Annotated in this window: 30 protein-coding genes and 4 pseudogenes; 19 read left to right on the forward strand and 15 right to left on the reverse strand. The window is 70.3% G+C overall.

Annotated features, from left to right (window positions below):
- Positions 1 to 32: 32 nt before the first annotated feature.
- Entirely contained in the window at positions 33 to 287 is a 255-nt protein-coding gene (locus tag ACFV2X_RS28195) for a hypothetical protein (protein WP_385621535.1), read from the forward strand.
- Positions 288 to 566: 279 nt separating this feature from the next.
- On the opposite strand, the gene ACFV2X_RS28200 is transcribed toward ACFV2X_RS28195, so the two are convergent.
- From ACFV2X_RS28200 to ACFV2X_RS28210, 3 genes are all read right to left on the reverse strand, one after another.
- The gene (locus ACFV2X_RS28200) at positions 567 to 782 is read right to left on the reverse strand and encodes a hypothetical protein (RefSeq protein ID WP_385621537.1); all 216 of its coding nucleotides are present in this window, start codon (positions 780 to 782) and stop codon (positions 567 to 569) included.
- A 125-nt stretch (positions 783 to 907) separates the two neighbouring features.
- Complete coding sequence (locus ACFV2X_RS28205; RefSeq protein ID WP_385621745.1) at positions 908 to 1,285, reverse strand: winged helix-turn-helix transcriptional regulator; 378 nt, start codon at positions 1,283 to 1,285, stop codon at positions 908 to 910.
- A 362-nt stretch (positions 1,286 to 1,647) separates the two neighbouring features.
- The gene (locus ACFV2X_RS28210; RefSeq protein WP_385621540.1) at positions 1,648 to 2,868 is read right to left on the reverse strand and encodes a metallophosphoesterase; all 1,221 of its coding nucleotides are present in this window, start codon (positions 2,866 to 2,868) and stop codon (positions 1,648 to 1,650) included.
- Positions 2,869 to 3,331: 463 nt separating this feature from the next.
- Here ACFV2X_RS28210 and ACFV2X_RS28215 point away from each other — a divergent pair, with 463 nt between their 5' ends.
- Positions 3,332 to 3,454: a hypothetical protein gene (locus ACFV2X_RS28215; protein ID WP_385621542.1), complete on the forward strand. Its 123-nt coding sequence runs from the start codon at positions 3,332 to 3,334 to the stop codon at positions 3,452 to 3,454.
- Here ACFV2X_RS28215 and ACFV2X_RS28220 read toward each other — a convergent pair.
- The 6 genes from ACFV2X_RS28220 to ACFV2X_RS28245 form a co-directional block, all read right to left on the reverse strand.
- Positions 3,435 to 3,956 carry a hypothetical protein gene (locus ACFV2X_RS28220; protein ID WP_385621544.1) on the reverse strand — a complete coding sequence of 174 codons (522 nt, stop codon included), beginning with the start codon at positions 3,954 to 3,956 and terminating at the stop codon, positions 3,435 to 3,437. The two genes, ACFV2X_RS28215 and ACFV2X_RS28220, sit on opposite strands and share 20 nt — an antisense overlap.
- The gene (locus tag ACFV2X_RS28225) at positions 3,953 to 4,279 is read right to left on the reverse strand and encodes a helix-turn-helix domain-containing protein (RefSeq protein ID WP_385621547.1); all 327 of its coding nucleotides are present in this window, start codon (positions 4,277 to 4,279) and stop codon (positions 3,953 to 3,955) included. Before ACFV2X_RS28225 ends, ACFV2X_RS28220 begins: the two co-directional genes overlap by 4 nt.
- Positions 4,276 to 4,896, reverse strand: a complete 621-nt coding sequence (locus ACFV2X_RS28230; protein ID WP_385621549.1) for a tyrosine-type recombinase/integrase — start codon at positions 4,894 to 4,896, stop codon at positions 4,276 to 4,278. The genes ACFV2X_RS28225 and ACFV2X_RS28230 overlap by 4 nt, the downstream gene beginning before the upstream one ends.
- A gap of 804 nt (positions 4,897 to 5,700) precedes the next feature.
- A complete protein-coding gene (locus ACFV2X_RS28235) occupies positions 5,701 to 6,240 on the reverse strand; it encodes a site-specific integrase (RefSeq protein WP_385621552.1) in 540 nt (179 codons plus the stop codon).
- Between the two features lie 653 nt (positions 6,241 to 6,893).
- Complete coding sequence (locus ACFV2X_RS28240; protein ID WP_385621555.1) at positions 6,894 to 7,661, reverse strand: dienelactone hydrolase family protein; 768 nt, start codon at positions 7,659 to 7,661, stop codon at positions 6,894 to 6,896.
- Between the two features lie 105 nt (positions 7,662 to 7,766).
- Positions 7,767 to 8,897, reverse strand: a complete 1,131-nt coding sequence (locus tag ACFV2X_RS28245) for a Tn3 family transposase (protein ID WP_385621557.1) — start codon at positions 8,895 to 8,897, stop codon at positions 7,767 to 7,769.
- A 617-nt stretch (positions 8,898 to 9,514) separates the two neighbouring features.
- On the opposite strand from ACFV2X_RS28245, the gene ACFV2X_RS28250 reads away from it, so the two are divergent.
- Entirely contained in the window at positions 9,515 to 10,228 is a 714-nt protein-coding gene (locus tag ACFV2X_RS28250) for a GntR family transcriptional regulator (protein WP_385621560.1), read from the forward strand.
- A gap of 36 nt (positions 10,229 to 10,264) precedes the next feature.
- On the forward strand, positions 10,265 to 11,431 hold the full coding sequence (locus ACFV2X_RS28255) for an NAD(P)/FAD-dependent oxidoreductase (protein ID WP_385621562.1): 1,167 nt from the start codon (positions 10,265 to 10,267) through the stop codon (positions 11,429 to 11,431).
- Here ACFV2X_RS28255 and ACFV2X_RS28260 read toward each other — a convergent pair.
- The 3 genes and pseudogenes from ACFV2X_RS28260 to ACFV2X_RS28270 all read right to left on the reverse strand — a co-directional run.
- A pseudogene (locus tag ACFV2X_RS28260) lies at positions 11,424 to 11,588 on the reverse strand (permease); the annotation flags it as partial. The gene ACFV2X_RS28255 and the pseudogene ACFV2X_RS28260 sit on opposite strands and share 8 nt — an antisense overlap.
- A gap of 62 nt (positions 11,589 to 11,650) precedes the next feature.
- Positions 11,651 to 11,974, reverse strand: a complete 324-nt coding sequence (locus ACFV2X_RS28265; RefSeq protein ID WP_385621564.1) for a cytochrome c biogenesis CcdA family protein — start codon at positions 11,972 to 11,974, stop codon at positions 11,651 to 11,653.
- Positions 11,974 to 12,483, reverse strand: a complete 510-nt coding sequence (locus ACFV2X_RS28270; RefSeq protein WP_385621567.1) for a cytochrome c biogenesis CcdA family protein — start codon at positions 12,481 to 12,483, stop codon at positions 11,974 to 11,976. Before ACFV2X_RS28270 ends, ACFV2X_RS28265 begins: the two co-directional genes overlap by 1 nt.
- Before the next feature lie 43 nt (positions 12,484 to 12,526).
- On the opposite strand from ACFV2X_RS28270, the gene ACFV2X_RS28275 reads away from it, so the two are divergent.
- The 5 genes and pseudogenes from ACFV2X_RS28275 to ACFV2X_RS28295 all read left to right on the forward strand — a co-directional run.
- Positions 12,527 to 13,177, forward strand: coding sequence for a class I SAM-dependent methyltransferase (locus tag ACFV2X_RS28275; protein WP_385621569.1), 651 nt, complete (start codon positions 12,527 to 12,529; stop codon positions 13,175 to 13,177).
- 425 nt (positions 13,178 to 13,602) lie between these two features.
- Complete coding sequence (locus ACFV2X_RS28280) at positions 13,603 to 13,989, forward strand: BlaI/MecI/CopY family transcriptional regulator (RefSeq protein ID WP_385621572.1); 387 nt, start codon at positions 13,603 to 13,605, stop codon at positions 13,987 to 13,989.
- Positions 13,986 to 14,804: a M56 family metallopeptidase gene (locus ACFV2X_RS28285; protein ID WP_385621575.1), complete on the forward strand. Its 819-nt coding sequence runs from the start codon at positions 13,986 to 13,988 to the stop codon at positions 14,802 to 14,804. The genes ACFV2X_RS28280 and ACFV2X_RS28285 overlap by 4 nt, the downstream gene beginning before the upstream one ends.
- Positions 14,753 to 14,971: a hypothetical protein gene (locus ACFV2X_RS28290; protein ID WP_385621578.1), complete on the forward strand. Its 219-nt coding sequence runs from the start codon at positions 14,753 to 14,755 to the stop codon at positions 14,969 to 14,971. Before ACFV2X_RS28285 ends, ACFV2X_RS28290 begins: the two co-directional genes overlap by 52 nt.
- A gap of 370 nt (positions 14,972 to 15,341) precedes the next feature.
- Positions 15,342 to 15,740 (forward strand): annotated as a pseudogene (locus ACFV2X_RS28295) (copper resistance protein CopC); the annotation flags it as partial.
- On the opposite strand, the gene ACFV2X_RS28300 reads toward ACFV2X_RS28295, so the two are convergent.
- Together ACFV2X_RS28300 and ACFV2X_RS28305 are read right to left on the reverse strand one after the other, a co-directional pair.
- Positions 15,654 to 15,992, reverse strand: a complete 339-nt coding sequence (locus tag ACFV2X_RS28300; protein WP_385621765.1) for a hypothetical protein — start codon at positions 15,990 to 15,992, stop codon at positions 15,654 to 15,656. The pseudogene ACFV2X_RS28295 and the gene ACFV2X_RS28300 overlap by 87 nt on opposite strands.
- Positions 15,989 to 17,383 (reverse strand): NAD(P)-binding domain-containing protein, encoded by a 1,395-nt coding sequence (locus ACFV2X_RS28305; protein ID WP_385621580.1) that lies wholly within the window; start codon positions 17,381 to 17,383, stop codon positions 15,989 to 15,991. The genes ACFV2X_RS28300 and ACFV2X_RS28305 overlap by 4 nt, the downstream gene beginning before the upstream one ends.
- A 169-nt stretch (positions 17,384 to 17,552) precedes the next feature.
- Between ACFV2X_RS28305 and ACFV2X_RS28310 the strand changes: the two are divergent.
- The 7 genes and pseudogenes from ACFV2X_RS28310 to ACFV2X_RS28340 all read left to right on the forward strand — a co-directional run.
- Positions 17,553 to 17,843 (forward strand): annotated as a pseudogene (locus ACFV2X_RS28310) (FAD-dependent oxidoreductase); the annotation flags it as partial.
- An 83-nt stretch (positions 17,844 to 17,926) separates the two neighbouring features.
- The gene (locus tag ACFV2X_RS28315) at positions 17,927 to 18,538 is read left to right on the forward strand and encodes a hypothetical protein (RefSeq protein ID WP_385621583.1); all 612 of its coding nucleotides are present in this window, start codon (positions 17,927 to 17,929) and stop codon (positions 18,536 to 18,538) included.
- Positions 18,539 to 18,588: 50 nt separating this feature from the next.
- Complete coding sequence (locus ACFV2X_RS28320) at positions 18,589 to 18,960, forward strand: ArsR/SmtB family transcription factor (protein WP_385621586.1); 372 nt, start codon at positions 18,589 to 18,591, stop codon at positions 18,958 to 18,960.
- 18 nt (positions 18,961 to 18,978) lie between these two features.
- Positions 18,979 to 19,494 carry a GNAT family N-acetyltransferase gene (locus ACFV2X_RS28325; RefSeq protein ID WP_385621588.1) on the forward strand — a complete coding sequence of 172 codons (516 nt, stop codon included), beginning with the start codon at positions 18,979 to 18,981 and terminating at the stop codon, positions 19,492 to 19,494.
- 72 nt (positions 19,495 to 19,566) lie between these two features.
- A complete protein-coding gene (locus ACFV2X_RS28330; protein WP_385621747.1) occupies positions 19,567 to 20,082 on the forward strand; it encodes a hypothetical protein in 516 nt (171 codons plus the stop codon).
- A complete protein-coding gene (locus tag ACFV2X_RS28335) occupies positions 20,018 to 20,164 on the forward strand; it encodes a hypothetical protein (protein WP_385621591.1) in 147 nt (48 codons plus the stop codon). Before ACFV2X_RS28330 ends, ACFV2X_RS28335 begins: the two co-directional genes overlap by 65 nt.
- Before the next feature lie 43 nt (positions 20,165 to 20,207).
- Positions 20,208 to 20,543, forward strand: coding sequence for a YnfA family protein (locus tag ACFV2X_RS28340; protein ID WP_385621594.1), 336 nt, complete (start codon positions 20,208 to 20,210; stop codon positions 20,541 to 20,543).
- Between the two features lie 157 nt (positions 20,544 to 20,700).
- Here the strand turns inward: ACFV2X_RS28340 and ACFV2X_RS28345 are convergent, their stop codons facing one another.
- Positions 20,701 to 21,939, reverse strand: a complete 1,239-nt coding sequence (locus ACFV2X_RS28345) for an MFS transporter (protein WP_385621596.1) — start codon at positions 21,937 to 21,939, stop codon at positions 20,701 to 20,703.
- 213 nt (positions 21,940 to 22,152) lie between these two features.
- Here ACFV2X_RS28345 and ACFV2X_RS28350 point away from each other — a divergent pair.
- The 3 genes and pseudogenes from ACFV2X_RS28350 to ACFV2X_RS28360 all read left to right on the forward strand — a co-directional run.
- Positions 22,153 to 22,380, forward strand: a pseudogene (locus ACFV2X_RS28350) (DUF190 domain-containing protein); the annotation flags it as partial.
- Between the two features lie 61 nt (positions 22,381 to 22,441).
- Positions 22,442 to 22,603, forward strand: a complete 162-nt coding sequence (locus ACFV2X_RS28355; RefSeq protein ID WP_385621749.1) for a CrcB family protein — start codon at positions 22,442 to 22,444, stop codon at positions 22,601 to 22,603.
- Positions 22,585 to 22,752: a CrcB family protein gene (locus ACFV2X_RS28360; RefSeq protein ID WP_385621752.1), complete on the forward strand. Its 168-nt coding sequence runs from the start codon at positions 22,585 to 22,587 to the stop codon at positions 22,750 to 22,752. The genes ACFV2X_RS28355 and ACFV2X_RS28360 overlap by 19 nt, the downstream gene beginning before the upstream one ends.
- Positions 22,753 to 22,839 lie beyond the last annotated feature (87 nt).

The raw sequence follows: 22,839 nt of genomic DNA on the forward strand, positions 1-22,839 counted from the left end.
TTCCTGAGGACGACAACCAGGAGGTCGCCGGCGTGCGGGACGTGTGGTTCATGCGCCCGGACACCCGCATCCCGCACGTCCTGTTCGCCGAGGGCACCCCGGCCTGGACGCTCTACCACCGCGACGAAACAGCCGAGGCCGGGCTCGGAGAACCCCACGAGCGCGGACAGCAGTGTGGACGAAGCGCCTGCGGCTGTTCGGACCGCACCACCCGCCGTGCGCCGGCGACCCAGTTGTCCGCGAACGCTTCCCGCTCGCCGACCTCGTCCTGGGCGCCGACGGCGTGACGTTCCCGCCCGATATAGCCGAGCGTCTGGCCGAACAGGCCGCCCGCGTACCGGCGAGGCGCCGACCAAGCCCGGCGCCAGCAGGAACAGGCCGAGGGGTGGCGGCACGAAGCCGCCACCCGACCGGGCGGTAGCGCATGCGGCAGCCTGGTTCGCCTAGTTTGTATACCGTTTGGGTTGACGTAGTTCTCATCCGAGTTGGCGTTTCTCATCGGTCTTACGACTCGGTCCGCGATTGAGGTCTGGGCGTGCTGGCCTGGCGGGTCGGCTGGTGGGGGATCAGCAGGTCGCCTGCCAGGCGAGCACCAACTCGGTGCTTGGCCTGCGGCGGGTTGGCCGACGGGCTGAGCGGTCCGAGAGCAGTGAGGCAATCGCCTGGTGGGCCTCGGCGTAGTTCTCGCGGGGGCTGGTGTAACGCTGGAGCTGCCGCCACTGCCTCAGCTCGGCATTGGCGTGCTCGACACAGATCCGCTCCGAGGACTGCTGTCGGCGCATCTCGCGCCAGGCGTGATGCTCGCCGAGCGGCGCATCGTCCTGCGGGCCCCCGCGAGACCCCGATCGAGTCATCCCGAGCCCAGCGCCGCCGCGCTGCGCATGCCAATCCGCGAGCGCGCCGGATTTTAAGCGTCAGCCCTGGTGTCGTACGCCTGCTGGCTGCTCTGGATCTCTTCGCTGTGCTCGACGGTCCAGTCATAGAGCTGCCCGAATGGCTCGCGCAGGGACTCGCCCAGGGGTGTGAGCGAGTACTGGACGCCGACCGGTGAGGTCGGCAGCACCGTGCGCTGAATCATGCCGTTGCGCTCGAGACGGCGCAGTGTCTGGGTGAGGACACGTTGTGTGACGCCCTCCAGACCTCGCTTCAGCTCATTGAACCGGGTGGGCCGCTCCAGCAGTGCCATCACCATCATCGACCACTTGTCCGCTATCTGGTCGAGGATCGGCCGGCTGGGGCAGTCCGCCCGGAAAACCGTCCGTGTTTCGGCGTCGACGCCGTGCAGCGCTGCGGGCCGCTGCCCCGTGCAGCGTCTTTATCGCCCTGCCGTGGTGTCGCTTGTGCGCGGCCGAGCCGCAATGGGGCTCGCGCTGAGTGATCAGGGCGAGCTCGGCGGATGTCGCTCGTCAGTGGCTACCGCTGTCTGGCACAGACAACGTGCACTGGCGCTCGACCGTGAGAGAAGACATCAAGCCGGCCTTGCTGTCAGAGGAGGAAGTCCGGGCGCTCCTCGGCAAAACCTGCAAGACGGGCTGCCATACGTCGTGATCCCTACGCGCGCTGCAAAGAGGCGGGCCTGGTCATCTGTGGACGCCGCATCCTTCGGCTCGTGGCCGGTTCCAAGCGGATGTGTCGGCCCGTTGAGTGCTATGTCGAGGTGGGCAGGTGCGGGGAGCGGAGCACGAGCAGAGTGATCTCGCTGGGGGCGAAGACGCGGAACGGTGGGCCCCAGAAGCCGGTGCCGCGGCTGGTGTAGAGGAGGGTGCGGGGGCCGTGGTGGCTGAGGCCGGCGAGGGCGGGCTGGTCGATGCGGACGAGGTGGTGGAAGGGCCAGATCTGGCCGCCGTGGGTGTGGCCGGAGAGTTGGAGGTCGATGCCGGCGGCCGCTGCCCGGTCGATGAACTTGGGCTGGTGTGCCAAGAGCAGGACGGGTAGGTCGGGGTCGGCGCCGTTCAAGGCTCCGGCGAGGTGGGCGCGGTGGCCTGCCAGGCCGGAGGACTCGGCGGTGACGTCGTCCACGCCGGCGACCACGAGGCTGTCGCCTCCGCGTTCGAGCAGCAGATGGCGGTTGCGCAGCGGCTCCCAGCCCAGCTCGTCCATCAGGTCGACCCAGCCCTGGGCCTCGCTGTAGTACTCGTGGTTGCCGGTGACGTATACACGGGCCCGGGTGGCTCGCACGGTACCGAGTGGGGCGGCCTGGGCGCGGCGGCGTTCGGCCGTGCCGTCCGCGATGTCGCCGGTGTGGCAGACCAGGTCGGCTTCCAGAGTGTTCACCGTCTCGCATACCCGCGCCGACCAGCGGGTGCGATCGAGCGGGCCGTAGTGGGTGTCGGTGATGAGGACGACGCGGAGGCCGTCCAGCCCGGCACCCAGCCGCGGGAGTTGCACGTCGAGTTGGCGCACGCGTGGTACGCGGCGGGCCTCGGCGTACCCCCAGCCGAGCAGTACGGCGGTTGTGCCGAGGACGGACCAGGTGACGATTCGGGCCCGGTCCTGGCTCTCGCCGACGCCGGCCACGGTCAGGGCGAGCCGCAAGAGGACGCCGAGCAGAATGGACCAGGTGAACAGAATCCAGCTGGTGCCCAGCAGGGTGTCGCCGGTGATCGCCGCCCGGTCCTGCTGGCGGCGGCCGTGGCCGCGCACCAGCATGAGCGGCATACCGATAAGACCGAGGGCGAACAGGGCGGTGCCGGCCAGCATGACGGGCAGCGGCCAGTGCTGGCCGCTGTGCAGGAGCACCCAGCAGGGCACGGCCCACAGCAGGACGGGGGCGATCAGGGGGATGTAGCGCATCAGGCGGTGCAGTCGGCTCTGCCGCGGCGCTTGCGCTTCACCTTCGGTGGGCCGGGTGTTGCTGGTGTCGGTCACGCTTCCCCTCCCTGACCGGGCTGCCGTCTTGCGCACTGTATCGGGTCGCCTTGGACCGGCCGGACCGGCGTTCACGGGCGCGGCCCCTTGGGACGAAGGGTTTTCTGCGAGATGGCAAGACGCCGCCGCAGACACCTCTCTTGGCATGAGCCGCGATCAGGGTGCTACTGCCCCGGCTTGGTACCGCCGCCAGTGGAGGGCGCGGTCGGCGGGACGATGGCCTGAGCCGATGATGGCGAGCACCGGCCGTACTGAAGCCGGTCAATGCACTCCCGCAACAGGGCTTTGATGTACCCCGAGTTAGGGAGTCCGTACTTGGTGATGACGCCACGGCTGGTACGAATCTGTCGGTGCATCACGTCATCCGCCTGCACCTTGAACTCCAGGAGCCGAACGTACTTCTTGTCATCTTGGATGGTGTCCCGCCGAGTGGTGTAGCCGCGAAGATCTCCAGCAACTGCCGGTGCTCGGCATCGTCGATGGCGGGCAGCTTCTCGGCGAGCCATCGCTGGAACAGCAGCAGCTGCCGGTCGGCCGGTGGCAAGATCCCGGCCTGGATGAGCAGATCACGCAGGTAGGCAACTGAACGCCAGGGGGTGAGCCGGCTCAGGCTGGGTGAGCGGCACTTCGCCGCGGGCCAGGGCTCGCAGGTTCCGCTGGACGTGGGGCTTGCTGGTCCAGGTCAGGGCGCTCTTCGGGCGGCGCGTCTGTCGCAGGGCGTCAAAGAGAGGGAGGAGTTCGGCCCGGATGGAGCCGTTGCCGTCGTCGAGGAGTTCGCCAAGGCGCTCGGCCAGCACGCATTGGCCGCAGACTCCGCGCCGGTAGCGCCTGACCTCTCGTCCGCACTGTTCGCAGGTGAAGTCTCCGAGGCCGCCGGCGCAGTCGGTGCAGAGCTTGCCGCCGTCCGGCGCGAGGCCGGGCGTCAGCCGCTCAGTGCCGCAGCCGGTGCAGGGCCCGTAGGTCTCCAGCGCATGGTCGTAGCAGCGCGGGCAGAGGTAGCCCTCGGGCCAGTGCGCCGCCCCGACACGCACGGCCCGACGGCAGCGCGAGCAGAACAGGTCTTCGGCGCGGACGCGGGTGCGGCTCATCCCTCGGGCCGGATGCGGGCGCGCTCGGGACGGACCGCCGACAGGTCGACCACCGCATCGCCGGTAGCGACCTTGCGGACGGCTGCGTTCTCAGCCTTGGTGGCGATCAGGTCGGCCGGGGTGCACTCGAAGATGTCGCAGAGCGCGGCCAGCAACGGCAGCGACAGCTGCTCGGGGGTGCCGGTGACAAGGCGGTGGACCTGGGAGAGGGAGAGGTTGATGCCCCGCTCGGCGAGCGGCAGAGCAAGCTCGCTGGTGGCGAACACCCCGGCTGCGGCCATCCGCTCGCGCAGCCGCCACTGGTAGCTGACCTGGCGTTTCATCGGGCCCTCCTCGCGGGCTTGAGCGCGGCCTCGATGGTGGCGTCCAGGGCCCGCCGCAGGGTGCGGGTGCGGAAGTCTGAGGACACGCAGGTGTAGATGGAGGTGGTGGAGGCGTGGTCGTGGCCGGCCTGCTGCTGGACGAACAGCGGGTCCCAGCCGTCCTCGATGAGGTGGGTGACGTACGACCTTCGTAGCGAGTGGAAGTCCAGGGCCGGGGCCAGGCCGAGGTCGTCGCGGCAGGCGGCGAAGCGGGAGTCGAGCCGTTGCAGGCCGACCCGTCGGCCGCGTTCGGACGGCCACAGGGCCGTCCCGTCCGCGTGCCGCATGGCGGGTCTCACCTCGCTGACCCACTGGCCCAGGATCTCGGCCGACCAGTCCCACACAGTCAGCACGCTGCGGCGCTTCGGCGGTGAGCCCTTCTTGGCCTTGCCGTGGCGGACGTAGCAGACGCCGTACTCGCCGAACTCCGCCCCTTCGGGGTTGCGGCCGAAGTCGGCCGTGTCCAGCATCCGCGTCTCGTTGCGTCGCAGCCCGTATGCGTACGCGGTCCTGAACAGCATCGCGTCGCGGAAGGCGGGCAGCCAGCCCTTGCGGCCCCGGCCGCGGACCCGACACACTTCGTCCGTCGGCGTGGTCGAAGAACGCCTGCAACTCGTCCCGGGTGAAGGCCCGTTTTGGGGCCTCGGCCTCGCATTCCTGCATGTGTACGGCGGTGTTCCACTCGTGACACACCTGGATCGGGTAAGTGCCGAAGCGTCGTTCGCACTCGGCGGCCCAGCCGTAGGCCGGATCGGTCCCGTAGCCGCAGAACAGCCGCACGGCTTCCTGGTAGCCGCGCAGCGTCGAACGGACGCAGCCGCGGATGGCCCGCAGGTCGCCGAACCACTCGTCCGCCAACGTCGAGGACCAGTTCCACGGGAAGACGTCCGCGTGTGCGGCAAACGCCCGGACCTTCCGCTCACGGCCGTTGATAGTCGACAGCGCGGGGTTCCGGGCCAGCTGCTGGTTGCGCCAGCCGTCCAGCATCGCCTCGAAGACCTGCTCCTCCGGCCGCAGCAGCGGCACCCCGTCGGCCAGGTACAGCTGCGGCCCCCGGTGCCGCCCCCTCTTTGCCCGCCAATACCGTTACGCTCCGTAGATCGCATCTGGCGCGAGAATTTCGCATCAGATGCGAAGCTCGGAGCGGAACAGCAGGTCAGCCATCCGATCGAGTGAAGCGGGACGCCACCAGCCCGGCCATCGGCTACCGTTTCAGCGGTTCCTTGATGGACCCTCTATCCGCTGATCAGCGGCTTCCCGATGCCCGCCCGCACAACGCGGCGCAAAATGATGCCAGTTCGCATCAGATGCGATTCGCGCCGGTTCCGAGATGCGCGCCAAAGGGGCAATGAGATGATCTTGAAGCACTGATCCGCTCGGATTTACCTGCGGCGACGTGCGGCGGGGTCGCGTTCGGCGACGTGCCGGGCGACCGAGTCGACGCCGGGGCGGGCGTAGCGCTCCAGGGAGCGGACGGAGGCGTGGCGGGAGCGGGCCAGCAGCATCGGGGTGGAGGTGCCGTCCTCCGCGTCGTGCGTCAGGGGACTGTGACGTAGCCGGCGAAGCGTCCAGCCATCCAGGTCCTCGATGTCGTCGGGCGAGGCGAGGGGGTTTGCCGGCAGCCGGGTGTTCCCCTCGAAGATCTCCTCAGCGCGGCGGTAGGAGAGCCGGGCCCGGCCGGTCTCCGGGCACACGTCGAGCGTGCGTGTTCCGGCCGGGGCCTTGCGGTCGGTGAGGAACAGCGGGCCGCGGGTACGGCGGGCGATGAGGCGGGGCGGGAGCTGGGCGGTGCCGGACTGCCAGTGGATCCACGCGGTCGCCCCGCCCTTGGCGGTGATCCTGCCGCGCTTGTCCTGCGGGTAGAGGTCCTCCACGTCGAGGGACAGCACCTCGTCGGCCCGTGCGGCGGACTCGTAGAGCATCTTCCACTGCGTCTTCTCCCGCAGCGCGACGTGGAGGCGCCACAGGGCGGCGATCTGGTTCTCCGCGAGAGCCTTGGTGTGGTCCGGCGGCGCCGGCCGCCGCTCGATGCCGATCGTCGGATCGCACTCGATCCAGCCTTGGCGCTGCCACCAGCCGATCGCCTTGCGCGCGATGGAAGACGGGCGGTTTCGCGCCTCGGCGGGCGGGTCCGGTCGGCGGTGGTTCGCCGGCGAGCATCCATCCCCGCGTCGTGAGGGAGATCCGGTAGATCCGCGCGGAGGACTTCGCGATGCCCGCGCCGGTGAGGTACCGCTCGACCCCCGCGGTGTACGACGTCGGCGGGGCGGACAGAGGTACGACCCGAGCGCGCGGCAACCGAAGTGCGCCCCCGCTGCCGAGTTCGGTCACCGGTTCGATCGTCACGCCGTCACGCCGTCACGCCGTCCCGCCGTCCCGCCCTTCCGGTACTGCCGCAGTAAATGCGTACACCTCGCCCCGGCGGCCGGATTGGTCCGCCGCAGGTCGCGGTGGTCACGGTAGGGGCTCTGCCGCAGTAAATCCGGTATTTACTGCGGTAGTTGTGAATACGTCTCCGCGATCGAGCAACCGCCCGAATGCGTTTCTGCTGTGCGGACTTGAGGGGAGTGGGCTGTCAGTGCCCGGGGCCAGCATGCTTACCTGGGTCATTCCCCAGATCCTCCGTCACGGGCAGGCACTCGGCGAGCAGGTCGACGATGTCGCGCCAGGCTCGCTGCGCGTGCCGTGGGTGGTAGCCGACGCCGGGGACCACGGGGTGGTCGACCGGCGGGTGGTGGAAGGCGTGCAAGGCGCCGCCGTAGACCGCGAGGCGCCAGTCGACGCCCGCGGCCTGCATCTCAGCGGTGAACGCGTTCCGTTGCGCGGGCGGCATGATCGGGTCTTCCGACCCGACCCCGGCCCACACCGGGCAGCGAATGCGCGCCGCCTCGCCCGGTCGGCCCGTGGTCAGTGCGTTGACTGTCCCGATCGCGCGCAGGCTGACGCCGCCGCGCCCGAGTTCCAGCCCGACGGCACCCCCCGTGCCATAGCCGACGGCGGCGATCCGGTCGGGGTCGGTCCGCGGTTCGGTGCGCAACACATCGAGCGCCGCATGGCCGATGCCTCGCATCCGCTCGGGATCAGCGAGCAGCGGCAGGCAACGGGCCAGCATCTCCTCGGGGTCGCCCAAATAGCGCCCGCCATGAAGGTCGAAGGCCAGCGCTATATATCCCAGCTCGGCGAGAGCATCGGCCCGGCGGCGCTCGACGTCGCTGAGCCCCATGCCCTCTGGTCCGAGCAGCACCGCGGGCCGGCGGTCGACACCGGCCGGGAGCGCGAGGTGCCCGATCATCGTCAAACCGTCGGCCGGATACTCGACCGTACGCGTCGTAATCGTCGTCATGAGACTGGACTGTAGTGATCGTCGAGCCCGGTCCGGCCGCTGTTCTGCCGCTGGCAGAACAGCGCGGGTATCCCTCTGAAATACGGCGAGGGCCCACAAGAACCGTCACAAACCCCGCCCCCACGGCAGCGGTATCGGATCACCTGCCCGGGCCACGGTGTTGGAGGCTGACCCTCGCAGCAGGCCCGCGTTCGTGAGCAGGGCGTTGAACTTCATCGCCTTTTCCTGCTCGATGGGGTCGTTGTCGGCAATGACGCCGCGGTTGCCGAAGCCAATCCACTGGGAGAACCGGTTGAACGACTCGACCTTGTTGGTCGCCGCGGTCACCCGTCGACGAAGCGGCGCGTCCGAGAGGTAGCTCAGGAGCTGGACGGTGCGGATCACGCGGCCGACCTCGCGGAAGGCGGCGTAGGTGGCGTTCTTCCTCGACCCCGAGCGCAGGCGCTTGAGCAGTGTGGAGGAGGAGATGGTGCCCTCGCGTACGGAGACGGCCACCCGCATCAGGTGACGGAACTGGGACTCGATCAGGTCGAAGTCGATGACGTGCTTGCCCGGCTGGCCGAACAGGGCGTCGATGTGCGCGTACTCGCTCTGCTTGGAGGGCCGGTAGAAGGTCAGTTCCAGAAGCGTCCAGCGCCGTGCTGCGCGCATCGCGGGAAGCTGGTCGGCGGCCAGCAGCGGTCCCAGGTCCAGGCCGGTGAGCTCGGCGACCAAGGTGCGGAAGGCTCCGAGTGGGGGCGGGTCTCCGGCCCGCGCGGCTTTGGCCATGGCTTGGGCAGCGGCGGCTTTGGTGAGGTCGGGGCTCTGGTCGAGCACGTAGGCGGTGGACGCCATGTCCCCGTTCGGCATGAACGCGGCGACCTTCCAGAAGCGGAGGTGGGATCGAGGCGGCGGACCAGGTGTCCTTTGTTTCAGGGGGTTGTCTTTGCAGATGGGGTGGCCGGCCTGCTGGGCTTCGGGCAGGCGGGGGTCGGAGCGCCAGTCGTCGTCGCGGGGCGCTTCGATGAGGTTCGCACCGTCGATCGTGACGCCTGTTGCCGCGGCCAGCCGCCGGTCCGGACGGAAGACGACGCTGAAGTTGGTGTAGGGGAGGATCACCGTCTCGATGCCCAGGCCGGCGGGCAAGGGCAGAGGCACGGCCGGTCCCAGGAAGCGCTCGCTGTAATCCTTGCGTCCCGCCTGGGATTTGCTGCTCACGGTCTCCGGGTTCGGCAGGGGATCGGGATGAGTGGCCATGCCGTTGTACGTACCGCGCCGCCCGGACTCTCACGTTGACACCACCTCCCGTCTCACCCAAACGGCGGGGAGGCAGGCTCGGCCACAAGGTACCGGCAGCCGCGTGGTTCCCAGTACTCCAAGACCTCCCAGCGCAGCTGGGAGGTCACGGCCCCCGGTGCCAAACGGGCACACGTGTTTCCCCGCTGAGTAGATCCTCTGCGACCTCGCTATTGACCGGTCAATTGGATGATTGTACGTTCTAGGAACGGTACTGGTCACCGCGCAGATCAGGCAGGAGACCGACATGACGAATCAGGCAAGAGCCCAGCCCGCTGGCACTCGACTTCCGGCTGAAAGGATCTCCGCTGTGGGAACGGCGCCGGCCGTTACGGGGCCGGCGTGTCTTCAGTGAATCGGTGAAGGCGGGTCCGATCTCGCCCGTCATCGGCGTTCCGGAAGGCTCCAGGCGCAACCGCGCCCCTGTCGTCGGCTCGGCTTGGTGGTCGCCCTCGAACCTGCGCGGCAACCGTGTGGGACAGGTCGCGAACAGCGCCCCGCCCATAAGGCGCGGACGCAGAAGAACTGGCTGATCAGCTCGCTCTTACCAGTCAATTGAGTGAATGTACGGTCTAACCATGACCGTGCCGCTCTATGTGCAGATCAGGCGAGAGTTCGAAGCGAAGATCCGGGCTGGGGCCCTGCCGCCTGGCTCGCGTCTGCCAAGCGAGATGGATATCTCCGCCGAGTACGGCGTCAGCCGTGCCACGGCCCAACGGGTCCTCAACGACCTGGCCGAGGCGGGACTGGCGATCCGCCGGCGGCGCCACGGATCGTTCGTCGCGGATGTGACGCGGCAGATCAATCTGCTCAACTTCGTCACCCCCACGGCAGCCGCAAAGGGGGCACCGGGCAGACACGAGGTCGTTTCGGCGCGGATTGTCAGGGCCGCCGACGCCATCCCGGCCCTCCCCGGTGCCTCCGCCGACACGGCCGTAGTGGAACTGGTCCGCCGCAAGCTGAACGTCCGCGAGGAGCCTCAGTCGGTCGAGCGGCACGTCGTGCTCTTCGCGGCCGCCCCCGACCTGCTGAACGAGAACCTCGAAGACCTCGTCACCCTCCCGTATCTACAGCGCAGGGGAGTGCCGATCGACGCGATCCGGCTTTACCTCGACCCGGTGGCTCTGGACGAGCACGACGCCGCATTGCTGGACAGCGAGACCGGGACGCCCTCGCTGATGAGGCGCAGGGAGCTGCGTGCCGATGACGGAAGCACCGTCGAGGTGGTCACGACCCTCGTCCGTCCGGGAACCGCCGAGTTCTTCCTGGAGCTTCCCGTCCCCGCCATATGAGCAGCGTGCCGCTGCCGGAAGGGAAATGTGCACACAATGAAGGTCATTATCATCGGTGCCGGCGTGCTGGGGGTGAGCGTCGCGCGGCAGCTTGCCGTCGCCGGCGAGGACGTTCTCCTGCTCGATCAGTGGGGAGCCGGCACCGGTACGACCGCGACCACATTCGCTTGGACCAACTCCAGCAGGAAGCCCGCCCCGGACTACCACCGGCTGAACCTCGCGGGGATGGAGGAGCACGCCAGGCTCGCCGAGCAACTGCCCGGCGTGCCGTCGTACTTCCCCAGCGGGGCGCTGCAGTGGGCAGACGCCGCAAACGAGCAGCGGCTCGCCGACAACGTGGAACGACTGCAGGCCCTCGGCTACCCCGCACACTGGGTCACGCCCGACGAAGCAACGCGGATCGCAGGTGATCTCCGCATCCCGGCGGCCATCACGGGCATCGCACACTTTCCCAGCGAGGGATACGTTCTGCCGGACCGCTTTGTGAACAACCTGCTGGCGGACGCCGAGCAGCACGGAGCCACGTGCGCGATCGGTGAGGTCGTGGCCATCGTCGACAGGTCTGACGGGGTATCCGTCACCCTGGCCACAGGCGAGGTCTGCACGGGCGATCGAGTCGTCCTGGCGGCAGGCCGCTGGACAGAACGCCTCGCCGCACGGGCCGGGATCGACGTTCCCATGGTGACGGATACCGGTCGCGGATCGCAGACCGTCGGTCTGCTCGGGTACGCCAGGTCCCCGGAACTCGACCTGCGCTGTGTGATCCACAGCCCTGGCCTCAACCTCCGCCCCGCGGCCGGCGGGCATACCGTCCTGCAGGCTCTCGATCTGAACGCCGACGTCGATCCAGAAGACCCTCCGTCCGCGGACGGGGACATCGCGAGCACCCTCGCCCGGCGGTTCTCCGCACTGCTGCCCGCCCCGGGCCGGGCACCGAAGATCGACCTGCGCGTCGGCTTCCGGTCACTGCCCGCAGACGGCCACACCGTCGCCGGCTACGCCTCCGCGCAGTCCCGCGTCTACTGCCTCGTCTCGCACAGCGGGGTCACCTTGGCGCCGATTCTGGGACGGCTGGTCGCGGCCGAGATCACAACCGATTCGGAACAGGCCCTCCTTGGGGCCTTCCGGCCCACACGATTCACCGGCGTACGGCGCTCGGACATCGAGGTGGATCAGCACGCCACCAGCCTGGGCGAGCAGTAGCCGGCAGCACTCCACTGCGAGAGGCGGCTCCCAGCCCCGCGGCGAGCGCCAGGGTACGGGGCCGGTCGTCGCCGAGCAGCCGCACGACCGTTGACCTGCGCACCACCGCCCGTACGACAGCCGACAGCGCGAAGCCGAGGATCAGCGCCCAGGTGATTTACCAGGTCAGGGGCCGGGTGTTCTGAGGGCGTGCGCGTCGGGAGTCCTGTCATCGCGGCTTCACAGGGGCAGCTGGTAGCCCGTGACCCAGTAGCGCAGCTGGCCGGTGAAGTACGTCCAGGCCCCGGTGACTTGCAGTATCCCGACGACGATCAGCATGGCGCCGCCGATGCGCATGATCGTGCGGGTGTGGCGGCGAGTGAAGCCGAAGACGCGCAGGGCGCGGCGGAAGGCGAGGGCGGCGAGCAGGAAGGGGAGTCCGAGGCCGAGGCTGTAGACGAAGGCGAGCAGGGCGCCGCGTTCGGCGGTGCCGGTGGTGACGGACATGCTGAGGACCGCTGCGAGGGTGGGGCCGATGCACGGGGTCCAGCCGAGGCCGAACATCACCCCAGCAGGGGCGCTCCGGCCAGCCCGGCGCGCGGGTGGTAGGCGATGCGGAAGGTGCGTCCGGCGATGGGGATACGTTCGAAGGCGCCGAGGAACAGCAGGCCGAGGACAATGGTCAGGGCGCCCAGGATCTGGGTGAGCCGTTCCTGGTTTTCCAGCAGGACGTTGCCGGCGTAGCCGTAGCTGGCGAACAGTGCGGAGAAGCCCAGGATGAACAGCGCGGTCCCGGCCACCATGCGGCCTCGTCCTGGCCTGGCGTCCTGGACGTCGTCGGCGGACATGCCGGTGGCGTAGGAGAGGTAGCCGGGTACCAGCGGCAGGCAGCACGGGGAGAAGAACGACGCCGCTCCGGCGGCGCCGCGAGCAGCAAGGGTCCGCTGGTGACGAGTTCGGTGATACCGGCGCTCAAGGAAGGGCTTCCATGACGGGGAGGTACAGGCGGGTGCGTCGCGTTGGACGCACCGCGAGGCTACTCCTAAGCTTTTTAGGTAATGGAGCGGGGGCACCCCGCACTCGTACGAACGACACAGTCGACACGAAGGAGCCAGTATGGCCAGGACGGTGTCGCATCCGCTGTTCGCACGCGTCTACCCGCGGATCAACGCCTTCGCCGAGGCGCACGGCTCCCTCGAACACCGCACTGAGCTTCTGAGGGGCACGCGTGGCCGGGCCGTGGAGATCGGTGCGGGGGCGGGCGCCAATTTCCGGCACTACCCGTCGGCAGTCCAACAGGTCATCGCGGTGGAACCGGAGCCGAGGCTGCGCGCCCTCGCCGAGAAGGCCGCCGCCGAAGCCGCCGCGCCGGTGGAGGTCCTTCCCGGCCGGGCCGAGGCTCTGCCCGTCGAGGACGCCAGCATGGATGTGGCGGTGATGTCGCTCGTCCTGTGCTCGATTGCCGACGTACCCGGCGCGCTCGCCGAGGCCGCACGTGTGCTCAAGCCGACGGGAGAACTGCGCTTCTATGAGCACGTCCGCTCACCGCGGCCCGGCTTCTACCGGATGCAGCGGATCATCGATCCCTTCTGGCATCTCCTGGGCGGCGGGTGCCACGTCACCCGGGACACAGAGCGGGCCATCGCCGATGCAGGCTTCGTCGCCAAGGACGTACGCCGCTTCGACTTCCTCATCAACGGGCGGGCGAACCCGGCCTCGCCGTCGATCATCGGCACCGCCCGCCCGCCGGCCGCTGACGGGCGATAGCGGCGAAGGACGGGCGGTCGGGCGAGGGGCCGGTGCGTCGCATGCCGTCGCGCAGTCCTCGCAGCAATCCCCCTTCTTCGACAGGTGCGCGGACGCCCGCAGCCATGCCGTCGTCGGCGCAACACGCCTTGTCGCAGCCCTGCTCACAGCACATCTCGCACTCCGGACCGCAACACGGGCAGTCGTGCATGCACATGTGCATGCAGTGGTGCATGGAGGCATGGGTCGCGCCGGGAGTCATCGGCATTGCGTGCATTCCGGGCGATCTTCATGTCCATGGATGCCATGGCTTCTGGCTTCCCCGGACGCGGCTGCCGCCGTGGTGCTCGGCGCCACAGCACCAGGCGCGGCGCCCATGCCGCTGCCCGTCGCTTCCTATGCGGCTTAGGATTTACCGCGAGGTGCCGAGGTCAGAAGGAGGGCTAATGCCGCAGTTCGGGGAGCTGGAGGCCGCGATCATGGACGCGGTGTGGGCTGCCGGCAAGCCGCTGCGCGTACGCGAGGTGCTGGAGCGCCTCGACCGCGACCCCGAGCCCGCCTACAACACCGTCCACACGGTGACCGAGATCCTGTACCGCAAGGGCTGGCTGTCCAAGGAGAAGGAGGGGCGGGCCTTCCGCTACGGGGCGACGGCGAGCCGTGAGAAGTATGTCGCCGACCTGATGGGCGAGGTGCTGGCCGTCGCCGACGACCGGGCGGCGGCGGTGATGAATCTGGTCGAAGGTATGGAGCCCGGAGAGGCGGAGGAGTTGCGCCGCCTGCTGGGTGCCGTCCGGGACGGCGGCTCCCGCGGCGAGGGGCGCGAGCGTTGATCGTCGCGCTGGCGCTGCTCGGCTACGCCGCCGCCCTGGCCACCGCGGGCGGCCGCCTGCTGCGCCCAGGCGGCTGGACGGACCGGGCACCCCGACTCGGGATCACCATCTGGCTGGCTCAGGGTGTATCGGCCCTCGCCTCGGCGGTGATGGCGGGCGTGGCGCTGACCGTACCCACGGGGCGTGTCAGCGGGAATCTGGCGGCACTGCTCCAGTCGTGCGTGATGGCGCTGCGCGCGCAGTACACCTCGCCCGGCGGAGCCGCCGCGGCGGCGAGCGGCGCCGTGCTCGCCCTGGCGGTGCTCGTGCGCGCCGCGTACTGCCTGGCGGCCGCGCTGCTGCGGGCCGCACGGGAGCGGGCGCGTCACCATGAGGTTCTGGACCTGGTTGCCGACGAGGATGGCAAGCGGGGACTCGCGTTGCTCGACCACGATGAAGCTGCCGTGTACTGCCTGCCCGGTCGACGGCGCCGCACCGTGATCACCGCTGGCGCGCTGCGCGCTTTGGGCCACGCCCAGCCGGCGGCCGTCCTCGCGCATGAGCGGGCCCACCTCGCGGAGCGTCACCACCTGGTGCTCACCTGGTCCGCCGCCATGGCCCGCGCCTTTCCCAGGATCCCGCTCTTCCGGGACGGGCGGGCCGAGGTGGCCCGGCTGGTGGAACTGTGCGCGGACGATGCGGCGGCAGCCCGCACTGACCGGCTGACCGTCGCCGAGGCTCTGCTGGCGGTCGCCTCCGGCCGGGGGCGCACGCCGTACCGGCCGTGGCCCTCGCAGCGGGCGGCAGCACCGCCGCCCAGCGGGTGCGCCGCCTGATCGCCCCGCAGCCGCTGGGCCGAGCCCGTATCGCGGCGGGGTCTTTTACCGCGGCCGCCGCGCTCGCGCTGCCGGTGCTGGTGCTCGGCGGTCCGGCCGCCGCCGCGACTCAGATGGACTACTGCCCCCAAGGCACTCCGGCCTCCCAGGTCACTACGATGCGCTGACCTGCTCGCCGCCTCCGGGTGAGACGCGCTCCTGTTAACCTAATTACCTTAGGAGATTAGGTTGTCGGCACTTCCTGGCGCGGGCCCTCTCCAGATCTGAACACCGTGATCGAAAGACAGAGCCTCATCATGGACAAGCTGCTCTACATACTTCCCGTGCTCCTGTGCCCCTTGGGCGTGGGCCCGATGATGTGGTTCATGATGCGCCCGGGGCACGGTGCCTCGAGTGATCCCGCCGCCGGCCGGCGGGAACTGGCCCGGCTGCGCAAGGAAATCGGCGCCCTGCGCAGCGAGCAAACCCCACACGACGGCACCCCGCTGGATCGCCCCGCGCCCGCGAGGAGCTACGGCGGCTGCGCGCACAGACCGCATGCTCCAAGGCCACCCTGCCGTTCGCACCGGCCGATGCATCGGAGACCCTCGACAGGTGACGTTCCTCGTATCACGCCGCACCCGGCTCTCAGCGCGGCGTGCAGCCGTCGTGCTCACTTCGCTGGTTCCGCTTGTCCTGGTTCTGCTGCTGGGCACGGCTGCCCCCGCGTCCGCGCACGCCACCTTGCTGTTCACCAGCCCGGCGGCGGATGCGACGGTGGCCGACTCGCCGACCGCGCTGGTGCTCGTCTTCGACAAGCCGGTGGGCCTGACCGGTACCTCCGTGCGGCTGAAGCCGGCCGCCTCGGCCTCACTCGGTACCGGGAAGCTCAGCCAGGGCGGCCGTACGGTCACCATCCCGCTGCGCGGCAGGGTGACCACCGGGGTGCACACCGTCGACTGGCAGGTGACCGCACGGGACGGTGACGTGATGGCGGGCAGCTACCAGTTCGCCGTGGGCCCCCACGCCATCCGGCGCCACCGACCAGACCACCCCGCCGACCACGGCGGCCCCGATGAGGCCCGCGGCGGAGACGAGGGCCAGGCGTCGACGCCGCTGCTTGCGGGCCTCGGCGGCGAGGCGGCGCGGGACCGCGGCCGGCCCACCGGTCTGGTCGCGGTCCCCCCGCGCAGTGTTGAGGCTGGTCACGAGCCGCAGCAGCCGCCCGTCGGCGCTTCCTCGGCGACGGCTGGTGCGCCGAGCTGGACGAGCTGCGGCTCGGGGGCTGCGCGGCAGCCTCCGTCGGACGCCTTGTCGGCTTCGGGCGCGTCGAAGAGTCCGGCGCCTCCGCACCCGCCGGTCTCGGGCAGGGTGAGTTCGACGCGGTCGGCCGCTTCGAGGTCGCCTGCGATGGCGGCGGCGACGGAGCGGGCCTGCTCGTAGCCGGTCATGGCCAGGAACGTCGGTGCGCGGCCGTATGACTTCATACCGACGAGATAGATGTCCTGCTCGGGGTGGGACAGTTCGCGGTGGCCATGGGGGTAGACGGTGCCGCAGGAGTGCTGGTTGGGGTCGATCAGCGGCGCGAGCTCGACCGGCGCCTGGAGGCGCTCGTCCAGGTCGAGGCGGATCTCGGAGAGGAAGGACAGGTCGGGGCGGAAGCCGGTCAGCACGATCACCTCGTCCACCGGCTCCAGTCGTCGGCCGTCCTCGCCGACCAGCACCAGGCGCCCGTCGCCGTCGCGTTCGATCGCCTCGGTGCGGAAGCCGGTGACCGCGTCGGCGTGTCCCTCGTCGACGGCGGCCTTCGCGGCGAGGCCGAGGGCGCCCCGGGCGGGCAGCTGGTCGGCGGTGCCGCCGCCGAAGGTTGCGCCGGAGATGCCCCGGCGCAGGATCCAGCAGGCCTTCGTGCCGGTGTCACCGTCGGACTTGGCGAGGTCGGCCAGGTGGGCGAGGGCGGTGAAGGCGGAGGCGCCCGAGCCGATCACAGCGGTGCGCTTGCCCGAGTACCGGGCCCGTACGGCGGGGTCGTTGAGGTCGGGGACGCGGTAGGTGATGCGGTCGGCAGCCGCCTTCTCGCCGAGCGCGGGCAGCCCGCTGCCGCCGGCCGGGCTCGGGGCGGTCCAGGTGCCGGACGCGTCGATCACGGCGCGGGCGAAGACGCGCTGCTCGGTGCCGTCGGCGTATGCGACGTGGACGACGAAGGGCTGGGCCTCACGGTCGGCATCCACGATCCGGTCGCGGCCGGCCCGGGACACCCCCGTCACACGGGCGCCGAAGCGCACCTTGTCGCCGAGAACGTCGGCGAGCGGCTGCAGGTACCGCTCGGCCCAGTCCTCGCCGGACGGGTACGTGCTCGCGTCCGGCTTGATCCAGCCGGTCGGGGCGAGCAGCTTCTCCGCTGCCGGGTCGGTGAGCTCGCCCCAGGTGGAGAACAGCCGCACGTGCGACCACTCGCGCACCGCCGCCCCCGCGGCCTGACCAGCTTCCAGGACCAGCGGCTCGAGGCCGCGATCCAGAAGGTGGGCAGCGGCGGCCAGGCCGATCGGACCGGCGCCGATCACGACGACGGGCGGCTCGGTGGCGACGGGTGCGTTCACAGCGACTCCTTGCGTGTTTCGACATTCGTCGATGGCTTGCGCAGTCAGCATGACACCTGATTCGATAAACTTCAACATAGACATTTATCGAATCCAGGAGGGTTCGTTCATGGCGCACGTTGACGTGGCGGTGATCGGCGGCGGCCAGTCCGGGCTGGCTGTGGCGCACATGCTGCGGCGGGAGGGGCTGAGCCCGATGCTGCTGGGGGCATCGGAGCGGGCGGCAGGGTCGTGGCCGCGGTATTACGACAGCCTCACCCTGTTCTCACCCGCCCGATACAGCTCCCTGCCCGGGATGCCGTTCCCGGGCCAGGATCCGGGCCGATACCCCCACCGGGATGAGGTGGTCGCCTACCTGACCGCCTACGCCGCCCGCCTGGACGCCGACATCCGCACCAGCAGCCGCGTCATTGACGTGCGTGCAGATGGATCGGGGTTCGTCGTGGTGTGGGAGGGCGGCGGGAGCCTTGCGGCGCGCGCCGTCGTCGCGGCGTCCGGCACCTTCGGTCACCCCTGCCGGGCCTGGACCGGTTCGCCGGCCAGGTGCTCCACGCCGCCGACTACCGGAGTCCCGAGTCATCCGCCGGGCAGCGGATCGTCGTGGTCGGCGCGGGAAACTCCGCGATCCAGATCGCCACCGAGCTCGCCGCCGTGGCTCGGGTGTCCCTGGCCAACCGGGGGCCGGTGAAGTTCGCACACCAGCGCCCCCTCGGCCGCGATCTGCACTTCTGGTTCAAGTGGACTGGTATCGACTCGGCACCGGTCGGCCGTTTCCTGCGTACCCCGCCAGCCCAGCTGGTCATCGACGAGGGCCGCTACCGCGCCGCCCTCGCCGCGAGGGCGCCGGACCGCCGGGAACTGTTCACCGGCATCGAGGACGGCGAAGTCACCTGGGGGGACGGAAGTGTGGAGCAGGTCGACGCGATCTTGCTGGCCACCGGCTACCGGCCGGACCTGCCCTACCTCGCAGGCCTCGGCGCCCTCGATGCCACGGGGCATCCACTCCATCGCGACGGCGTCTCCTCCGCGCGCCCGGGCCTGGCTTTCGTGGGGCTGGAGTGGCAGCGCAGCCTGTCCTCCAACTCGCTGCGCGGAGTGGGCCGGGACGCCGCCCGCGCAGCCCGCCGCCTGGCCGCCCACCTGTCCCGGCGTTGACGCCGCCCGCGCCCTCGCCGCGCTGGTTCGACATGTGTCAACATAGATGCATGTCGAATGCTGAGGTGCTGCCGCTGAACGCCGCCCCTGAGGCCGTGGTGCCGTGCTGCCCACCGTTGACCGAGCGGCCTTTCACTGCCGAGGAGGCCGAGACGGCCGCGCGGATGTTCAAGGCGCTCGGCGACCCGGTGCGGCTGCGGCTGTTCTCCGCGGTCGCCTCGCACGAGGGCGGGGAGGCGTGCGTGTGCGACATCTCCGACGTCGGCGTCTCCCAGCCCACCGTCTCTCACCACCTGAAGAAGCTCAAGGAGGCCGGGTTGCTCACCTCCGAGCGGCGCGGCACCTGGGTCTACTACCGCGTCGAGCCGTCCGTGCTGGCCGCCATGGGCAGGTTGCTGACCACCGCCGCGGCAGCGGCCTGACGGGGGAGGGAGCGCGCCATGCCCGCAGGCGCCAGTTCGTCCAGCGCGGTGGTCGTGCCGCTGACCGCCGAGCACGCCGAGCAGGTCCTGGCGATCTATCAGGCGGGCATCGACGAGGGCAACGCCACCTTCGAGACGACCGCTCCCAGCTGGGAGGCGTTCGACGCGGCCAAGCTGACCGAGCACCGCTTCGCCGCGCTGGACGAGGACGGAGTAGTGCTCGGCTGGGTCGCCGCGACCAAGGTCTCCGACCGCTGCACCTATGCCGGCGTAGTGGAGCACTCGGTGTACGTCCATCCCGCAGCTCGCGGCCGCGGCATCGCCTCGGCGCTGCTCAAGTCGCTCATCAACTCCACCGAGGCGGCCGGGATCTGGACCATTCAGTCCGGGATCTTCCCGGAAAACACGGCCAGCCTCGTCGTGCACCAGCGCGCGGGGTTCCGGGTCATCGGTACCCGCGAGCGCATCGGCCGCCACCACGGTCTATGGCGCGACGTCGTGCTCATCGAGCGCCGCAGCCCGGCTATCACCTGACGCTTCAGCAACGGCGAGTACGCGATCGACCGCCTGGCCTTCATCGGCGCGGCCAAGCACCTCGGACTTCCGCTGGAGGAGGTCTCGGAGTTGCTGGCCGTGTGGGAGTCGGGAGCATGTGCGGATGTGAAAGCGGATCTGCGGCCGCGTATCGCAGCCCGGATCACGGATGCTGAAGCCCGCACTGCCGAATTGGCGAGGTTCACCGCCACGCTGCACCGTGCGTTGGAACGCCTCGACGAGCTGCCCGACCGTTTTGGCCGCTGCGATCCCGCCTGTACGTTTCTCGCCGCACCTCCCGGGCTCAGCGCCGGCCGGGTTGACGCGGCGCCGCTCCCCACCGACCGGGCAGAAGCCGATCCCGGTGTTGAACGGTGGCGGACAGCTCCGGTGGCCTGCTCCCTCGACTCCGGCCGACTCGGTGAACGCCGGGCCCAGTGGCGCCGGCTCGTCGACGGCGCCGAACAGCAGGAGATCCCGGGAGGGTCTGAGGCTGACGCCGCCCGTCGAGCGCGCCGCGGACGTGACGGCATTGGCCGTGTCCGAGCAGGCGTGCTGCCCGTTCTTCGACTTCCGTATCCAGCTTGACGGCCCTCTCCTGCACGTGGAGGTCCGCGCTCCCGCCGAGGGTGCCGGGCTGCTCGCCGAGTTGTTCACACCCACTGCGTGACCACCGTCGTCCCCAAGCGTTCCCGCCGAGAGAAAGTCCTGCTGTGCTGGTCGCCCGCTCCATTTCTCTGTTCCTCGTCGCTGCCCTGTTCGAGATCGGTGGGGCTTGGCTGGTCTGGCAGGGGGTGCGCGAGCACAAGGGCTGGATCTGGATCGGCACTGGTGTGATCGCGCTGGGCCTGTACGGGTTCGTGGCCACCCTCCAGCCGGACGCCGACTTCGGGCGCGTACTCGCCGCGTACGGCGGGGTCTTCGTGGCCGGGTCGCTGGCCTGGGGCTTGGCCGCCGACGGCTACCGCCCCGACCGGTTCGACATCATCGGGGCACTGGTCTGCCTCGCGGGGATGGCCGTCATCATGTACGCCCCACGGGGCCACTGAACCGCCCGCGACCGCCATCGTCGACGGGGTCGGTGCGCGGGGGACCCGCGCGGTTCATCGGCGAGTTGGAGCCGCTAGGTCGGCTGCATGGACAGGTCGAGCGGGTGCTGCAGAAGTTCGCCCTGCCGGATCCGCTAGCCCTTTGAGTCAGCGGACGTCAGTGCCTTGGGCGCCGGCTGGCGAACAGTAGGCCGACCAGGGCCAGGAGCATCCAGGCCGTCAGGTAGGTGAACGCGGCTGTCGGGGAGACGGTGCTCCACAGGACGCCGGCGATGGTGGAGGCGGCGAGGTTGCCCAGGGACTGGACGGTGGCGAGCATCCCGAATGCCGACCCGCGCAGGTCTTTGGGAGCCAGCGCGGCCACCGCGGAGTGCTGGGCGGTCTCCACCGCGCCGATCCCCACCCCGGCCAGCACGAACGGCACCGCCAGGACGGCGACGACCGCGCCGGTGACGGCGAACATCCCGTACGCCACGGCGAAGGCGGCGACACCACCGGCCAGCACGAGGACCGGACCACGGGCGCCGAGCCGGTCGGCCAGGCGTCCGGCCGGAACGGAGGCGAGGGTGGCGGCGACGTTGTAGGCGGTGTAGAGACCGAGCGCGATGGTGGTCGCGGTTTTCGCACCGTGTCCTGGGGCGAGCAGGTCGGAGGCGCGCAGGATCAGCAGGGTCGCGGCGACGTTGCCGACTTCGAAGGCCGCCACCGCCGCCAGCAGCCTGCCCAGGTCGCCTTTGAGTACCGGCCGGATACGGATTTTCAGTGGGACCTTGTCCCGGCCGGTCGGCTTCGGCGTGTGCCGGATCGCGTAGACGATCGCGACGGCGGCGAGCAGCCCTGGGATCACCGACAGGCCGATCGCCCACTGCACCCCGAGAGCGGCGACCAGGGCGAGCGCGAGCAGCGGGCCGAAGATCGCTCCGAGGTTGTCCATCATCCGCTCGAAGCCATACGCCCGTCCGTACGCCTTCGCCGGCACGATGTCCGCCAGCAGTGCGTTACGGGCCGGCACGCGCAGCCCACGAGCGGTCCAGGCCGCCGCCCGCAACACACCGACCTGCCACACCGCCGTGGCCCCTGCGGTCGCGGCGCCCAGCACCGCGGTCGTGGTGTAGCCGCCGACGGCGACCTTCCGCCGCCGCGCAGGATCGTCAGCCAGCACTCCGCCACCGAAGCGTGCCGCCCCGGCGAGCGCGTCGGACACCCCCTCGATCGCCCCCAGCGCGACGGCCGGAGCGCCGAGCGTGGAGGTCAGCAGGGACGGCAGCAGCGCGGTGGGGATCTCGTGGCCGACATCGGCGAGGAAGCTCGCCGAGCCGATCCCGCGCACCCCTGGCGTCAGCCACCGCTCCTCATCGGGAGCGGTCCGGTCGGAGGAAGGCGCGGTTTCAGTCATGCGGGAAGTCTGCCCCGGCGCCATGGCAGGCAGGCGATGGTGGATCCGGCGATTCCGCCCCACCCGCACCGGGGCTCTCGACCGGGCGCGGGGCGAGGGTGGCCCGGCCCAAGAGGGCCCAGTACCCCAGTACGCTGACGGGCGGTGGCGGCCCGTATCCGGCCGCCGCACGGCGGTGGGGCTCGCCGTACCCGAACCGCGGCACCGGCAGCCATGACCCGACTGCACGGCATCGCCCTGCGGGTGACGATCTTCATCGGGGAGAACGACATCTGGCTCCACCGGCCGCTGTACAGCGAGATCGTCCACCGCGCCCACAAGGCCGGGCTCGCGGGGGCGGGCGTCTTCCGTGGCGTCGAAGGCTTCGGTGCCTCCTCGCTGGTCCACACGGCCCGGCTGCTGTCGCTCAGCGAGGACCTGCCGGTGGCGATCGTCATCGTCGGCGCCATGGTCGGAGCACCCCTGCGCTACCTGACCGACCGGGCCGTCCAGGCCCGGCACCGTGTTCCCCTGGGGCACCTTCGCCGTCAACGTCGCCGGGTGCCTCATCCTCGGCGTGCTGACCGGCGCGGTCACCTACGGCGCCGCCTCCCACTCGGTGCAACTGCTCCTCGGCACCGGGTTGTGCGGGGCGCTGACCACCTCATGTTGTGCGGGGCGCTGACCACCTACTCGACCTTCTCCTACGAGCCGCTGCGGCTGGCGGAGTCCAGCGCGAAGTTCTTCGCCGCCGCCAATGTCGTCGCCAGCGTTGTCGCCGGACTCGGCGCGGCGTTCACCGGCGCCGCACTTGCCCAGGCCATCTGGGGCTGAGCGTCGGGAGGGATGACCAAGTCCATCCTCAGGCGACGCAGGTGGTGGCCGACGGCGAGCCCTGACTGGCCGCCGCCGATCACCACC

This window comes from Streptomyces sp. NPDC059679, from assembly GCF_042734105.1.
Lineage (GTDB): Bacteria > Actinomycetota > Actinomycetes > Streptomycetales > Streptomycetaceae > Streptomyces.

Bases quoted from the DNA above. Each gene is read 5' to 3' on its own strand.
- ACFV2X_RS28200 (WP_385621537.1), bottom strand. From the start codon at position 782: ATGCGCCGACAGCAGTCCTCGGAGCGGATCTGTGTCGAGCACGCCAAT.
- ACFV2X_RS28220 (WP_385621544.1), bottom strand. From the start codon at position 3,956: ATGAGCCGCACCCGCGTCCGCGCCGAAGACCTGTTCTGCTCGCGCTGC.
- ACFV2X_RS28225 (WP_385621547.1), bottom strand. From the start codon at position 4,279: ATGAAACGCCAGGTCAGCTACCAGTGGCGGCTGCGCGAGCGGATGGCC.
- ACFV2X_RS28235 (WP_385621552.1), bottom strand. From the start codon at position 6,240: ATGCTCTACGAGTCCGCCGCACGGGCCGACGAGGTGCTGTCCCTCGAC.
- ACFV2X_RS28240 (WP_385621555.1), bottom strand. From the start codon at position 7,661: ATGACGACGATTACGACGCGTACGGTCGAGTATCCGGCCGACGGTTTG.
- ACFV2X_RS28245 (WP_385621557.1), bottom strand. From the start codon at position 8,897: ATGGCCACTCATCCCGATCCCCTGCCGAACCCGGAGACCGTGAGCAGC.
- ACFV2X_RS28250 (WP_385621560.1), top strand. From the start codon at position 9,515: ATGACCGTGCCGCTCTATGTGCAGATCAGGCGAGAGTTCGAAGCGAAG.
- ACFV2X_RS28255 (WP_385621562.1), top strand. From the start codon at position 10,265: ATGAAGGTCATTATCATCGGTGCCGGCGTGCTGGGGGTGAGCGTCGCG.
- ACFV2X_RS28265 (WP_385621564.1), bottom strand. From the start codon at position 11,974: ATGTTCGGCCTCGGCTGGACCCCGTGCATCGGCCCCACCCTCGCAGCG.
- ACFV2X_RS28275 (WP_385621569.1), top strand. From the start codon at position 12,527: ATGGCCAGGACGGTGTCGCATCCGCTGTTCGCACGCGTCTACCCGCGG.
- ACFV2X_RS28280 (WP_385621572.1), top strand. From the start codon at position 13,603: ATGCCGCAGTTCGGGGAGCTGGAGGCCGCGATCATGGACGCGGTGTGG.
- ACFV2X_RS28320 (WP_385621586.1), top strand. From the start codon at position 18,589: ATGTCGAATGCTGAGGTGCTGCCGCTGAACGCCGCCCCTGAGGCCGTG.
- ACFV2X_RS28325 (WP_385621588.1), top strand. From the start codon at position 18,979: ATGCCCGCAGGCGCCAGTTCGTCCAGCGCGGTGGTCGTGCCGCTGACC.
- ACFV2X_RS28345 (WP_385621596.1), bottom strand. From the start codon at position 21,939: ATGACTGAAACCGCGCCTTCCTCCGACCGGACCGCTCCCGATGAGGAG.
- ACFV2X_RS28360 (WP_385621752.1), top strand. From the start codon at position 22,585: ATGTTGTGCGGGGCGCTGACCACCTACTCGACCTTCTCCTACGAGCCG.